Here is a 12,816-nt window from a genome sequence, read left to right as displayed (position 1 = left end):
GAAGCGAACCAGGAGGGCACACCCCATGCGATACGCCATCGAAGTCCGGGGACTGAAGAAGTCCTTCGGCGAGGTCCACGCCCTCAGCGGCGTCGACCTCGCCGCCGCCCCCGGCACCGTCCTCGGGGTCCTCGGGCCCAACGGGGCCGGGAAGACCACGGCCGTCCGCGTCATGTCGACGCTCGCGAAGCCCGACTCCGGGACCGCCCGCGTCCTCGGCCTCGACGTCGTCACCCAGGCCGCACAGGTGCGCGAGCGGATCGGCCTCACCGGCCAGTACGCCGGGCTCGACCCGAACCTCTCGGGCGAGCAGAACCTCGTGCTCGTCGCGCGGCTCCTCGGCGCGTCGCGGCGCCAGGCCAAGGCCCGCGCGAACGAGCTCATCGAGCGGTTCGACCTCGCGCACGCAGCGACCCGCGCGGCGGGCAAGTACTCCGGCGGGATGCGCCGCCGCCTCGACCTCGCCGCGTCGATCGTCCGGCGGCCCGAGGTCTTGTTCTTGGACGAGCCGACCACGGGCCTCGACCCCCAGAGCCGCAACGGGTTGTGGGAAGTCGTGCGCGATCTCGTGGCGGCGGGCACCACGGTCCTGCTCACCACCCAGTACCTGGAGGAGGCCGACCAGCTCGCCGACTCGATCGCCGTGATCGACACCGGCCGCGTCATCGCCTCCGGCACGCCGTCGCAGTTGAAACAGGCGGTGGGCGGGCAGGTGCTGCGCCTGTCCCCCGCGCACCCCGAGGCCGCCGGGCAGCTCGTGCAGCTCGCCGAATGGGCCGTAGGTGTCAAGGCCCGCACCGAGGACGGGGCCGTGATCGTCCCGGTCGCCCACGCGGGCGAGGCCCAGGCCGTCATGGCCCGCGTCGCGCAGGCCGGGGTCGACCTGGCCGGGTTCGGGCTCCACGAACCGACCCTCGACGAGGTGTTCCTCCAGCTCACCGGACACCGGACCAATGAACCCGCGAAGGAGATGGCGGCATGACGACCACTACGGAAACCACCTGGACGACCACGCGCGGGACGCTCGCCCAGTGCGCCACGATGGCGGGCCGCACGCTCGCCTCGATCAGGCACGCGCCCGCGCAGCTGGTCGACTACTTCATGATCCCGCTGATGATCCTCTTGTCCATCACCTTCTTCATGGGCGGCCAGATGATGGGGTCCTGGCAGGACTTCCTGCAGTACGCGGGGCCGACCATCGTGGCGATGGGCCTGTTCTTCTCCGTCACCTCTACGGGCCTGGGCCTGTTCGGCGACATCAAGGACGGCGTCTTCGACCGCCTCACCGCCATGCCCGTGTCGCGGTTCGCGCTGCTCGCCGGGCGAGTCGCCGCCGACATGGTGAAGTACGCGTGGGCGCTGCTCGTCGTCGGCGGGGTCGCGTTCGCGATCGGCTACCGCGCAGAAGGCGGCGTCCTCGGCACGGCCGCGGCCGCCGGGGTGCTGCTCCTGTTCCTGTTCGCCGCTTCGTGGTCGATGGCCCTCGTGGGCCTCACCGCCAAGAGCGAGGAGCAGATCCAGACGTGGATGGTCAGCCTCCTCATGCCGCTCGCGTACACCTCCACGGTGTTCGTGGAGATCGACACGCTCCCCGGCGCGGTCCAGTGGTGGGCCGAGATCAACCCGCTCACGGCCCTCGCGGACTCGATGCGGGTGTTCCTCGACGGCGGGGACCCGGGCGGCGAAGTGCTCGCGCTCTTCGGCTGGTGCGCCGCGATCATCGCGGTGTTCGTGCCGCTCAGCCTGCGGGCGTACCGCCGCAAGCTTGCAGACTGAGCCCCTCGAACGGCTCCGCCGTTATGAACTGAACGGCCAGGTGCTCTGCGCGAGCATCGAGGCGGCCCGGGCCTCCAGGTCCGGGTCGCCTTTCTCGCGTGCGAGGACGATGAGCTGCCGGTAGAGCTGCATCGTGACGTCCGAGAAGCCCTGGAAGCGCGGCAGGTCCGCCTCGGCGTCGAGCAGTTCGTGCAGCGCCTCGTCGAGCCTTCCCATGCGGCGCAGGCAGATCGCGGCCGCGTTCCGGGTGGCGAGGACGTTCTCGGTGTTGCCTGCGAGCTCGACCCGCTCCCGCTGCACCCGCATCCGCGCCAGCATCGCCTCGGGGTCGTCCCCGTGCTCGGCATCGATCCGCCACAGGTGCTCGGCGATCACCGAGTCGGCCAGGTCGGCCCCGAACTCCGCTTCGGCCGCGATCGCCCGCAGCAGCAGGTCGCGGGCGCCCTCGTAGTCTCCGGCGGCCATGCGGTCGGACGCGAGGCCCTGCCAGGAGAGGATGAGCCCGAACCGCTCGCCCAGCGCCTCGAAGATCGCGTTCGACTCGGCCAGCTCCGCCGCCGCCTGCTCGGGACTGCCCGACTGCATCGAGAACTCCGAGACGAACAGGAGTCCGATCCCCCGCACCCACGAATGCGCTTCGACGTCGAGCCCCTGCATGATCGCGCGCAGACCGGTCGCATCACCGGCGATCATCGCCCGGATCATCGGGATCATCTGCAGCAGCGGCTCGACCTCGTAGAGGCCGTGCTCCTCGCTGATGCGCTGCGCCGCAGCGTACTCCCCGTCGATCTCGGCCGGGTCCAACCGCCCCGACCACAGGCCCCAGCTGCCGGCCATCGAGACCTTCGCGCGGTGCAGCGGGTCCACGTCGCCGCCTTCCGGCGGGATCGCGCGGACCTGCCGGGCCAGCTCCATGCCCTCCTCGCGGTAGCCGCGCATCCACCAGTACCAGGAGAGCGGCGCGATCACGCGGTACGCGGTGCGGGCGTTCCCGGCGGCGACCATCCGGCGGATCGCGGCGAAGAGGTTGGCGTGGTCGGTGCCGAGCCGGTCCAACCAGTCGACCTGCTCGGCGCGCATAAGATGCGGCTCGGCCTGTTCGGCGAGGTCCGCGAAGTGCTCGGCGTGCCGCTCGTACCGTTCGGCGGTCTCGCCCGCTTCGGCGAGCCGCGCGGCGGCGTACTCGCGCACGGTCTCCAGGAGCCGGTACCGGCCGCCGGGCAGGCGCTGCACCAGCGACTTCTCGACCAGGCCGGTGATCTCGTCGTCTTGGGCCGAGCAGACCTCGCACGCGGCGGCGAGGTCGGCGCTGCCGCTGAACACCGAGAGGCGCGCGAGCACGAGGCGTTCGGCCGGGTCGAGGAGGTCCCAGCTCCAGTCGACCACCGCGCGCAGGGTCCGCTGGCGCGGCTCGGCCGTACGCGGGCCCTTCGCGAGCAGGCCGAACCGGTCGTCCAGGCGCGCGGAGAGATCGGGGAGGCTCATGGCGCGCAGGCGGGCGGCGGCGAGCTCGATGGCGAGCGGGAGCCCGTCGAGCGCGGTGCAGACCTGAAGGACCGCTTCGGCATTCGACTCGTCGACGGTGAACTCCGGGTCGCTCTGGCGGGCCCGCTCCTCGAACAGGGCGACGGCCGCGTGCGCGCGGAGATCGGCGACCGGACCGGCGTGCTCGGGCAGCGGCAGCGGGCCGACGCCGAGCACGGCCTCACCGGTGATGCCGAGGGCCTCGCGGCTGGTGGCGAGCACCCGCAGGCCCGGGACACGGGCGAGCAGGTGCGCCAGCAACTCGGCTGCGGCGTCGACCAGGTGCTCGCAATTGTCCACGGCCAGAACGAGTTCGCGCCCTGCGAGGGCGTCGGTGAGACGCGTCCGGGGGTCGTCGCTGCGGCGGGCGAGGATCGACTCCCCGAGGCCGATCGCGTCGCCGAACACCTCGGGCAGGCGCCCGGGGTCGGCGACGGGCGCCAGCTCCACGAGCCGCACGTCGCGGCCCGCGTCGGCCAGCCGGTGCGCGGTCTCGACCGCGAGACGGGTCTTCCCGGTCCCGCCCGGACCGGTGAGGGTCACGAGCCGGTTCGCGGCGAGCAGGCCGGTGACGGCGGCGATCTCGGACTCGCGGCCGATGCACGCGGTCAGAGGCTCGGGCAGTCGGTGCGGCTTGTACTGGGCCGCTTGCGGTTCGACGCCCCGGAGCACGTCGAGGTGGGCGTCGCGCAGCACCGTGGACGGGTCGACACCGAGTTCGTCGGCGAGCCTGGCCCGCACGGCCTCGAACACGCCCAGCGCTTCGGCCCGGCGGCCCGCGGCGGCGAGCGCGCGCATGTACCGGGCCGCGTCGGGCTCGTTCAGGGCGTCGGCGTCGTGGCGGGTAGCGAGTTCGGCGAGGACCGCGTCGGCGCCGTCGAGGCGGAGCCTCGCGTCGAGGTGGAGGGCGGCGACGGCGTCGCGGCGCATCGTGAGCCGCGTGCGGGCGGCCTCGGCGAACGGGTACCCGTCGAGGTCGGCGAGGACCGGACCTCGCCAGAGCGCGAGGGCGGCTTCCGCGTCGGTGCGGGCGGCGGCGGGGGCGTCCTCTCTAGAGGCCGTCTCGGCTTGCGCGGCATGGTGCTCGAATGCGGCGAGATCCGTTTCGACCGCGGTGAGCCGGTACCCGCCGGGGCCGTTCTCGAGGCGGTCGCCGAGGAGTGCGCGCAGGCGCGACAGCTGGGTGTGGAGGGCGCCGCTGGCGTTGGCGGGCGGGGCTTCGGGCCAGACGGCGTCGATGAGGGCGGCGGCGGGCACGGCCCGGCCGGGGTCGAGGGCGAGGCGTGCGAGGAGGGCGCGCTGGCGTCCGGCGGGGACCGGGACCTCGGTCCCGTCCCCGTCGAGCACCCGCAACGGTCCCAGCAGCTCCACTCGCATGCGGTCTATCTTGCCGCGCTGGGGATGCCGGGCGGGAGCCGGTCGGCGGAGCGGCGGCGCGGGCTCCCTATTGGAATCTGCTACTTGCATGAACAGGTTGTCACGGCATATCAGTGGTTTATCGGTGCTTTTCTGTCGTGTTCCCGACTGATCGAACATACGGCCCGATCGCGCACGTACTGTCGTTCACAAAACCCCGGAACAGTACGACCCCATGTGAGGTGCGGTGTCCGCCATGGCGATCAGTCTCGATTACCACAACGATTCCCAGTCCCGCACTGCCGAGTCACACGACCCGGAAGGAGAACCCCCCATGAGCGCTGGCCCCGCGGGCGCCCATATCGCCGGCTACTGCGTCGAATTCCGGCTCGAGACCCGCGACAACGGAACCCGGGTCCTCCTCGCCCAGGACCCTGACGGCGTGGCCGCCGCCGTGGCGACGATCGTGGCGGCCGACCTGCTCCAGGTCGCGACCGCGCTCGTGCGCGACCGGCCCGGGTACGAGCCCGGCGGCCGACCCGACCACGGCCTCAAGATCACCGCCGACAAGGCCGCCGAGATCGGCGCGCTCGCGTACTACGGTCCGGGCGGCGAGGACTACGGTCCGGGCGCCTGGGTCACGTTCTCGAACGAGCTACAGGCCCCGCACCTGCGGCTCTACCGGGACATGGACACGGCGAGCACGTTCCCCCCAGACGCCCACATCGCCTTGAGCACCCTGGCGCGGGCGGTGGAGGACTTCCGGGCCACGGGCGGCCTGCGTCCATCGGGCTGCATGTGGCGGCCGAGCACGGTGTGGTGAGTAACTTCCGTTAGACGGGATCGAGGCCCGGCACCGGCCCTGTCTTTGGTTACCCTTGCCCTCTATGAGCATCAGTGACGCCGTGACCGTGCGATTCGCGCAGGTCGGGGACGCGCCCGCGGCCAGCGCGATCCTGAACCACTACATCGCCGGTTCGAACGCCAACTTCCGGACCGATCCTTATACGGCCGAGGAGTGGGCGGCGCAGCTGCGCGACAACGAGGAGCGCTTCCCGTACCTCGTCGCCGAGCACGACGGGGCGGTGGCCGGGCTGGCGTACGCGAGCCCGTGGCGGCCGAAGCAGGCGTACGCGTGGACCGCCGAGTCCACGGTCTACGTCTCCCCGGACCACCAGGGCCTGGGCATCGGCTCGCTCCTGTACGCCGAACTCCTGAAGCGCCTGGAGCAGCAGGGCTTCCGCAGCGTGATGGCGCAGATCTCGCAGCCCAACCCGGGCAGCGAGGCCCTGCACGCGCGCTACGGGTTCGAGCTGCTGGGCAGCATCCGCGACGGCGGGTACAAGCACGGCGCGTGGGTCGGGGTCGGGATCTGGCAGAAGACCCTGGCCGAGCTGGCGGACCCGCCCGCGCCGACGGCGCCGGTCGAACGCTAGTCCCCCGCTGACGGCATTCCCGCCGTAGACTGTGCCGCGCAGTAGTCCCCTCAACTGAAACGGCTTGGCCCACAACAGCATGGAATTCCTGGACACCTTCGACCCGAACAATCTCATCAAGGACGGGCTCAAGTCCCTCGGCGTGCCCGCCTTCCTCATCTTCCTGCTCGCAGCGTGGTGGTTCATCACCGCGTGGATCGAGCAGCTCAAGCAGATCAAAGCGACCGGCGAGAAGGTCGGCAAGGCGATCAGGACCGCCGCGCGTCACGTGGGCGGCTACCGGCCCAAGACATTGCTGGGGAAGCTCCCGCTGACGGCCGCAGTGGTCGGCCTGCAGCTGTTCCTGGCGGCGATCCTGTACGTGGTGGCGTCGCTGTTCTCGGTCATGAGCGACGCGACCGGGCGGTTCCCGGACTTCAACGGGGGTCCTGCCCCGTTCACCGACTGGGGCGGGCTCGTCCGGTACGTGCTCACTCCGGACTGGATCACGGGCGCGTACGTGGTCCTCATGGCGCTGATGCTGTGGATCGCCTACCGGCGCGAGCCGCGCCGTTTCCCGCTGATGGCGACGGCCGCGGCGTTCGCGGCCCCGGCCTCGATTGTGGTGGTGCCGCTGGCGCTCTGCTCACCGTGCCTGGTGCCGTACGCGGTCTTCCAGGCGAAGCAGGAGACGGACATGTACGAGATGATCGGCGAGTCGCCAGAGGCGGCGCGGGCCGCGTGGTGGGATCAGAACGCTTGGATGGTGGTGCTGATCGGGGTCCTGGTGGCCGTGGTCCTGCTGTCCTGGGTGGCGCTGCGCCTGTCGAGCCTGGTCAAGGACACGTGGCTGGAGGCCCCGGACGGCCCGCAGCGGTTCCAATGAACCTCTAATGGTTCTCGCGTGGAATGCTGAGCCGCGACCCCTAATGTTCTGTGCAGGGGAAAGAAACCTCCTGAGGGTGACAAGCCGCAAGGCGAGTATCCAATTGATGGGTGTGGGGTAGAGATCGGGCCCGGAGCTGAAGCTCCGGGCCCGATTTCAACTGTGCCTCTGAACGACACTCGTGCTTAGCGAACGCCGTAGAGGTGCTCCAGGGCGAGCTGGTCGAGGTGCTCGAAGGCCATGCCCTTGGCGGCGAGGCCGTCGACGTCGACCTTGACGTCCTTGAGGTCGGCCCAGGTCTCGCCCTCGCCGAGGGTGGGGATGGCGAGCTGGTCGACGCGGGCGTCCTTGAGGGCCTGCTGGACCTCGGGGTCGGCGCGGAAGGCGCGGACCTTCTCCTGCAGGATCTTGTAGTTGCGCATGCACGCGGCCGCGGAGACCCACACGCCGTTGTCGTCCTCGGTGCGCGGGGGCTTGAAGTCGAAGTGGATGGGGCCGTTGTACTGGCCCTTGGCGATGCCCTCTTCGACGGCGTCGACGGTCCAGAACGCGCCGCCCACGTTGCCCGCGCCGAAGCGGAGGTCCTGGTCGTAGCGCGGACCGGTCTGGCCGTTGAGGTCGATGTGGTAGAGCTTGCCGTGCCACAGCGCCTGGCGGATGCCGGCGGCGTAGTCGAGGCCGGCCATCTCCTCGTGCCCGATCTCGGGGTTGAGGCCCGTGAGCTCGGGCTGCTCGAGCTCGTTGATGAACGCGAGGGCGTGGCCGATGGTCGGCAGCAGGATGTTGCCGCGGGGCTCGTTCGGCTTGGGCTCGATGGCGAACCGCAGGTTGTAGCCCTGCTCGGTGACGTACGCGCCGAGGGTGTCGAAGGCTTCCTTCATGCGGGCCAGCGCGGACTGGATGTCCTTGGAGCCGCCGGACTCGGCGCCTTCGCGGCCGCCCCAGGCGACGTAGATCTCGGCGCCGAGCTCGGCGGCGAGGTCGATGTTGCGCATGACCTTCGAGATGGCGAAGCGGCGCACGTCGCGGTCGTTGTGGGTGAAGCCGCCGTCTTTGAAGATCGGGTGGCTGAAGAGGTTGGTGGTCGCGGTGGTGACCTTGAGGCCGGTCTCGTCGAGGGCCTTGCGGAAGGCCGCGATCTTGGCGTCCTTCTCGGCTTCGGAGTCATCGAAGGCGTACACGTCGTTGTCGTGGAAGTTGACGCCGTAGGCGCCGATCTCGGCGAGCTTGCGCACGGCGCGGTCGGCGCTCATGGCCTCGCGGGTGGCCGAGCCGAAGACGTCCTGAGCCGCCCAGCCGACCGTCCAGATACCGAAGGAGAACTTGTCCTCGGGCACCGGTGCGTATTTGTCGGTCATGATCTGTCCTTTTCCTAGTGATGTGCGGCCCAGGACGAGGTCTCGTCCCGGAGGGTCGCGTACTGCTCAGACACTTCGGCGGCGGCGGAGCCGGTGAGCCGCGCGGTGTCGCCTGTCTTCCACTGCGGCGGGGTCTTGGCGCCCGTCAGCGCCCATGCTGCCTGCTTGGCGGCGCCGAGGGCGACGTATTCGGCCGACGGGGGAACCTCGACGTCGACGCCGAAGACGCTCGGGGCGATCTGGCGCACGGCCTCGGAGGCGGAGGCTCCGCCGATGAGGAGCACGCGCTTCGCCTGGAGCCCTTGGGCGGCCATGGCGGCGAGCCCGTCGGCCTGGGCCGAGAGCATGCCTTCGACGGCGGCGCGGGCGAGGTCTTCGCGGGTCGACGCCGTGGTGAGCCCGCTGATGACGCCCGTGGCACTGGGGCGCTTGGGGGTCCGTTCGCCGTCGAGGTACGGCAGGAGGGTGAGGCCTCCGGCGCCGGGTTCGGCGGCGAGCGCGAGCCGGTCGAACTCGGCGTGGTCCACGCCGAGGAGGGACCGGAACGTGTCGAGGACGCGGGCGGCGTTGAGGGTGCACACGAGCGGCAGGAACCGGCCGGTGGCGTCGGCGAACCCGGCCACGAGCCCGGAGGCGTCGGCGGCGGCCACGTCGGAGACGCCGAAGACGGTGCCGGAGGTGCCGAGCGAGACGGCCACGTCGCCGGGCCCGAGGCCCAGGCCGAGCGCGGCTCCGGCGTTGTCGCCGGTGCCGGGTGCGACTGCCGCGCCGGAGGCGGTGCGGCCGACGATCTCGTTCGGGGCGGCGACGCGCGGGAGCGCGAGGTCGCGGCCGAAGGCCTGGACGAGGCGTTCGCGGACGTAGCCGCCTGTGGCGGGCGACCAGTAGCCGGTGCCGGAGGCGTCCGAGCGGTCGGTGGTCGCCTCGGCCGCGGTGACGCCGCGAAGCTTCATCGTGAGCCAGTCGTGCGGGAGCATCACTGAAACAGTTTTCGCCGCGTTTTCGGGCTCGTTCTCGGCGAGCCAGGCGAGTTTCGTGGCGGTGAAGGAGGCCGCGAGGACGAGGCCGGTGTCGGCGGCCCACGCTTCGGGGCCGCCGTGCTCGGCGGTCAGGCGCTCGGCCTGCGGGGCCGAGCGGGTGTCGTTCCACAGCAAGGCCGGGCGCACGACCTGGTCGTCCTTGTCGAGGGCGACCATGCCGTGCTGCTGCCCGGCGACGGCCACGGCCTCGGCCCGGTCGAGCAGGCCTTTGCCGGCCTCCTGCAGTGCCTCCCACCAGGCTTCGGGCGGGCACTCGGTCCCGTCCGGGTGGGAGGCGCGACCGGAGTCGACGATCTCGCCCGTTTCGGCTTCGACGAGCAACACTTTCGTCGACTGCGTCGACGAGTCGACTCCGGCCACCAGTGTCATCTACTTACGCTCCAGCTCCACGTTCGCGGGCTTGCCCGCAACATCCATGACGCTCACCTTAGCGATGTCCGCCGGGCCGGTCGCACTCAGGGTCACAACAGTTTCGGAAACTGTTTCAAGAGACACGGTCGTGTCGCCGTCGACGTCGCTGATCGTGATGCCGCGGTCCGGCACACCCCAGACCTCGAGGGTGATCGCCTCGAACGCGCCGTCGCCCACCGTCGCGCCCGGCGCGACGCGCGGCACGATCGCGCCGTAGCGCACGAACACCGGGAAGGTCTCCAGGCCGTGCTTCGTGTCGATGTAGCGCCCGCCCTCGTGGACCTCCTTGGTCCAGTAGTCGATCCACCGGCCCTCGGGCAGGTACACCTTGCGCTCACCGGACGGGTCGTTCACCGGCGCGACGAGGAGGTCCTTGCCGAAGCGGTACTCCTGGTCGGCGTTCCACGAGACCGGGTCCGACGGGTCGTCGACGTTGAGCGCGCGCAGCACCGGCTCGCCCGTGCGCGAGGCGTGCACCGCCGCCGAGTAGATGTACGGCATCAGCGAGTACCGCAGCCGCAGCGACTCCACCGAGAGGCGCTCGGCCAGCTCGGAGAACTCCCACTGCTCGCGGGTGGTCGTCCCGTGGTAGCGCAGCAGCGGCGAGAGCGCGCCGAACTGGGCCCAGCGGATGTACAGGTCGTCGGTGGGCGTGCCGTTGAAGCCGCCGGTGTCGTGCGACCAGAACGGGACGCCCGACAGGCCGTGCGAGAGGCCGCCGCGGATGGTGCCGCCCAGGCCCGCCCAGGTGGTCTGCACGTCGCCCGACCACTGCGCGGAGTGGCGCTGCCCGCCGAGGAACGACGAGCGCGCCCAGACGAGGTCGTGGCCGTTGACCTCGCGGGTCACCTCGACCACCGCGTCGTTGTAGAGGAGCGTGTACACGTTGTGCAGCTCGGTGCCGGTCATGCCGTTGAACGCCACCGCGTCGGCGGGCACGCCCTCGGCGAAGTCGGTCTTGTACAGCGCCGCACCGGCCTGCAGCGGCCCGCGCAGCAGGTCCTTCCACCACGCCACCGCGTCGGGGTTGGTGAAGTCGACGATGCCGCTGGCCTGGTGCGAGCCGTGCCAGACGTCGGCCACATAGGTCTCGCCCTCGGCGTTGCGCAGGAAGTACCCGCGCTCGTCGCCCTCGGTGAACACCGGGGACTTGGCCGAGATGTACGAGTTCATCCACAGGCAGACCTTGAAGCCCTGCTCCGCGAGCTCGGCGAGCATCCGCTCGGGCTCGGGGAAGTTCTCGCGGTCCCACTGCATGTCCGACCAGTGCGGCTCGTGCTGCCAGAACGTGTCGAGGTGCAGCACGTCGCAGGGGATGCCGCGCTCGCGGATCTTCTTGGCCCGCTCCATGACCCGCTCCTCGGAGTCCACGAAGAAGCCCGAGGAGATCCAGGTGCCGAAGGCCCACTTCGGGGGCAGCGCCGGACGGGAGGTCAGGCCGTCGAACCGGTCCAGGACCTCCGCGGGGGTGCCGCCGAGCACGAAGTACTCGAGCGCGTCGTCGGGCACGATGAACTCGACGGCCGCGTGCGTCTGCTGGGCCATGTCGAACTCGACGGGCGCACCGGAGTTGACGACGATGCCGTAGCCGCGGTCCGAGACGTACACGGGCGCGTTCTTGTACATGCGGATCGACTCGGAGCCGAACGCGTCGAAGTTCCACATCAGCGGGCGCTGGCCGCGCGCGTTCAGCGGCGCGAACCGCTCGCCGAACCCGGCGAATGCCTCGTCCGGTGCGGCCGTGAAGGACTCATGGAACGCCACGGCCTTACCGTCCACAAGGGACCGGCCGAACGGGAGGGTGCGCAGGCGCCCGGAGATGTCCTCCTCGCCGGGGTTCTGGGCGACGAGGGTCTTCCCGGCGGCGTCGGTGTACTTCAGGGACCAGGCGCCGAGGGTGGCGACCGCGCGCACGGCGCCCGCGTCCACGACGACCGTGTCGCCCTCGACCGTGACCTTCGCGTCGGCGTAGGAGCCGGGGCGGACGAGCTCGATGATCTTCTCGGCGGCCGGGCGGGCGGCCGGGTCGGCGGTCAGGCGGGTGCCGATGACGCCCTCCCCGGCGGCCGCGATGGCGACGTACAGCTCCTCGCCCGCGCTCGTGGCGGCCTTGAGCAGGACCGCGTCCGGGAAGGTCTTGACGACCTCGGCGCTCGTGACGGCCGAGAGACCCTGCTCGCCGACGGCTCGCTGGGGAAGCTCCGGAGGGTCGGCGACGAAGAACTCGCGGGCGACCAGCGGCGGGCGGTAAGGCATTCGAGGCTCCAGCCTGTTGAGGGTACGGACGACGGCGCGGCCGGGGTGGGTCGGCACGACGCTCATTAGTTTATCGACTATCCGAACAAATTGCGACCGGGGGCACAGGGATTCCGCAGGCCTTTCCCGCGCCCCGCGCGGAAGCGGGATTTCCCGCACCCGCACGCCCCGTGCGACGAGTCGCCCGCGCCGCGGGCGCGGGAAAGCTACCCTGGGCGGTGCGACCGCCCGAAGCTCACTGTCGCGCACCGCTGTTCCGAGCCGCCGCCAAGAGCCCAGCCCGATGCGAGGTACCGAGATGTCCACCGTCCGCTCCAGCCTTTCCGACGAGAACCGCGAGACCACCGCGAAGGCCCTGCAGGGCGCGCTCGTCGACCTCATCGACCTCTCCCTCGTCGGCAAGCAGGCGCACTGGAACGTCTACGGCAAGAACTTCCGCTCGCTCCACCTCCAGCTCGACGAGATCGTCGTGTCGGCCCGCAACGCCGCCGACCTCGTCGCCGAGCGGGCCATCGCCATCGGCGTCAGCGCCGACGGGCGCGCGGCCACCGTCGCCGACACCTCCTCGGTCCCCAAGATCCACGACGGCCAGATCAGCGACACCGAGGTCGTCTCGCTGTTCATCGAGGCCTACGCGGCGATCATCGCCAACATGCGCGAGCGCATCGAGGTCACCGAGTCGGCCGACCCGGTCACCCAGGACCTCCTCATCGGCGTCACCGCCGAACTCGAGAAGCAGAGCTGGATGTTCCAGGCCGAACTGGCCTAGCGGCAGCGGTGAGGGCCGGGACGCT

The 12,816-nt window shown here is 70.9% G+C and carries 10 protein-coding genes; 6 read left to right on the top strand and 4 right to left on the bottom strand.

Annotated elements, in window-relative coordinates; genetic code table 11:
- Positions 1 to 25 precede the first annotated feature (25 nt).
- Complete coding sequence (locus ACZ60M_RS00640; RefSeq protein WP_465413253.1) at positions 26 to 982, top strand: ATP-binding cassette domain-containing protein; 957 nt, start codon at positions 26 to 28, stop codon at positions 980 to 982.
- On the top strand, positions 979 to 1,776 hold the full coding sequence (locus ACZ60M_RS00635; RefSeq protein ID WP_465413251.1) for an ABC transporter permease: 798 nt from the start codon (positions 979 to 981) through the stop codon (positions 1,774 to 1,776). The genes ACZ60M_RS00640 and ACZ60M_RS00635 overlap by 4 nt, the downstream gene beginning before the upstream one ends.
- A gap of 21 nt (positions 1,777 to 1,797) precedes the next feature.
- Here the strand turns inward: ACZ60M_RS00635 and ACZ60M_RS00630 are convergent, their stop codons facing one another.
- Positions 1,798 to 4,677 (bottom strand): BTAD domain-containing putative transcriptional regulator, encoded by a 2,880-nt coding sequence (locus ACZ60M_RS00630; RefSeq protein WP_465413249.1) that lies wholly within the window; start codon positions 4,675 to 4,677, stop codon positions 1,798 to 1,800.
- A gap of 313 nt (positions 4,678 to 4,990) precedes the next feature.
- Between ACZ60M_RS00630 and ACZ60M_RS00625 the strand changes: the two genes are divergently transcribed.
- From ACZ60M_RS00625 to ACZ60M_RS00615, 3 genes are all read left to right on the top strand, one after another.
- Entirely contained in the window at positions 4,991 to 5,479 is a 489-nt protein-coding gene (locus ACZ60M_RS00625; protein ID WP_465413247.1) for an Imm1 family immunity protein, read from the top strand.
- A 64-nt stretch (positions 5,480 to 5,543) separates the two neighbouring features.
- Positions 5,544 to 6,092: a GNAT family N-acetyltransferase gene (locus ACZ60M_RS00620; protein WP_465413246.1), complete on the top strand. Its 549-nt coding sequence runs from the start codon at positions 5,544 to 5,546 to the stop codon at positions 6,090 to 6,092.
- A gap of 79 nt (positions 6,093 to 6,171) precedes the next feature.
- Positions 6,172 to 6,957: a hypothetical protein gene (locus ACZ60M_RS00615; RefSeq protein ID WP_465413244.1), complete on the top strand. Its 786-nt coding sequence runs from the start codon at positions 6,172 to 6,174 to the stop codon at positions 6,955 to 6,957.
- 185 nt (positions 6,958 to 7,142) lie between these two features.
- Here ACZ60M_RS00615 and xylA read toward each other — a convergent pair whose 3' ends face one another.
- From xylA to ACZ60M_RS00600, 3 genes are read right to left on the bottom strand one after another with little or no spacing between them, the layout of a single operon-like run.
- Positions 7,143 to 8,315 carry a xylose isomerase gene (gene xylA, locus ACZ60M_RS00610; RefSeq protein ID WP_465413242.1) on the bottom strand — a complete coding sequence of 391 codons (1,173 nt, stop codon included), beginning with the start codon at positions 8,313 to 8,315 and terminating at the stop codon, positions 7,143 to 7,145.
- A 14-nt stretch (positions 8,316 to 8,329) separates the two neighbouring features.
- Complete coding sequence (gene xylB, locus ACZ60M_RS00605) at positions 8,330 to 9,724, bottom strand: xylulokinase (protein ID WP_465413240.1); 1,395 nt, start codon at positions 9,722 to 9,724, stop codon at positions 8,330 to 8,332.
- Positions 9,725 to 12,022, bottom strand: a complete 2,298-nt coding sequence (locus ACZ60M_RS00600; RefSeq protein WP_465413238.1) for a TIM-barrel domain-containing protein — start codon at positions 12,020 to 12,022, stop codon at positions 9,725 to 9,727.
- A gap of 298 nt (positions 12,023 to 12,320) precedes the next feature.
- Between ACZ60M_RS00600 and ACZ60M_RS00595 the strand changes: the two genes are divergently transcribed.
- Positions 12,321 to 12,791, top strand: a complete 471-nt coding sequence (locus ACZ60M_RS00595; protein WP_465413236.1) for a Dps family protein — start codon at positions 12,321 to 12,323, stop codon at positions 12,789 to 12,791.
- The last annotated feature ends 25 nt before the right edge of the window (positions 12,792 to 12,816 follow it).

It is taken from the genome of Glycomyces sp. NPDC050141 (assembly GCF_055586545.1).
The sequence above is the reverse complement of the archived record's forward strand: the minus strand, read 5'-3'. Positions and strand labels throughout refer to the sequence as shown.

What these genes read in the sequence shown, in the direction of transcription:
- ACZ60M_RS00640 (WP_465413253.1), top strand. Translation starts at nt 26, where the DNA reads ATGCGATACGCCATCGAAGTCCGGGGACTGAAGAAGTCCTTCGGCGAG.
- ACZ60M_RS00635 (WP_465413251.1), top strand. Translation starts at nt 979, where the DNA reads ATGACGACCACTACGGAAACCACCTGGACGACCACGCGCGGGACGCTC.
- ACZ60M_RS00630 (WP_465413249.1), bottom strand. Translation starts at nt 4,677, where the DNA reads ATGCGAGTGGAGCTGCTGGGACCGTTGCGGGTGCTCGACGGGGACGGG.
- ACZ60M_RS00625 (WP_465413247.1), top strand. Translation starts at nt 4,991, where the DNA reads ATGAGCGCTGGCCCCGCGGGCGCCCATATCGCCGGCTACTGCGTCGAA.
- ACZ60M_RS00620 (WP_465413246.1), top strand. Translation starts at nt 5,544, where the DNA reads ATGAGCATCAGTGACGCCGTGACCGTGCGATTCGCGCAGGTCGGGGAC.
- ACZ60M_RS00615 (WP_465413244.1), top strand. Translation starts at nt 6,172, where the DNA reads ATGGAATTCCTGGACACCTTCGACCCGAACAATCTCATCAAGGACGGG.
- xylA (WP_465413242.1), bottom strand. Translation starts at nt 8,315, where the DNA reads ATGACCGACAAATACGCACCGGTGCCCGAGGACAAGTTCTCCTTCGGT.
- xylB (WP_465413240.1), bottom strand. Translation starts at nt 9,724, where the DNA reads ATGACACTGGTGGCCGGAGTCGACTCGTCGACGCAGTCGACGAAAGTG.
- ACZ60M_RS00600 (WP_465413238.1), bottom strand. Translation starts at nt 12,022, where the DNA reads ATGCCTTACCGCCCGCCGCTGGTCGCCCGCGAGTTCTTCGTCGCCGAC.
- ACZ60M_RS00595 (WP_465413236.1), top strand. Translation starts at nt 12,321, where the DNA reads ATGTCCACCGTCCGCTCCAGCCTTTCCGACGAGAACCGCGAGACCACC.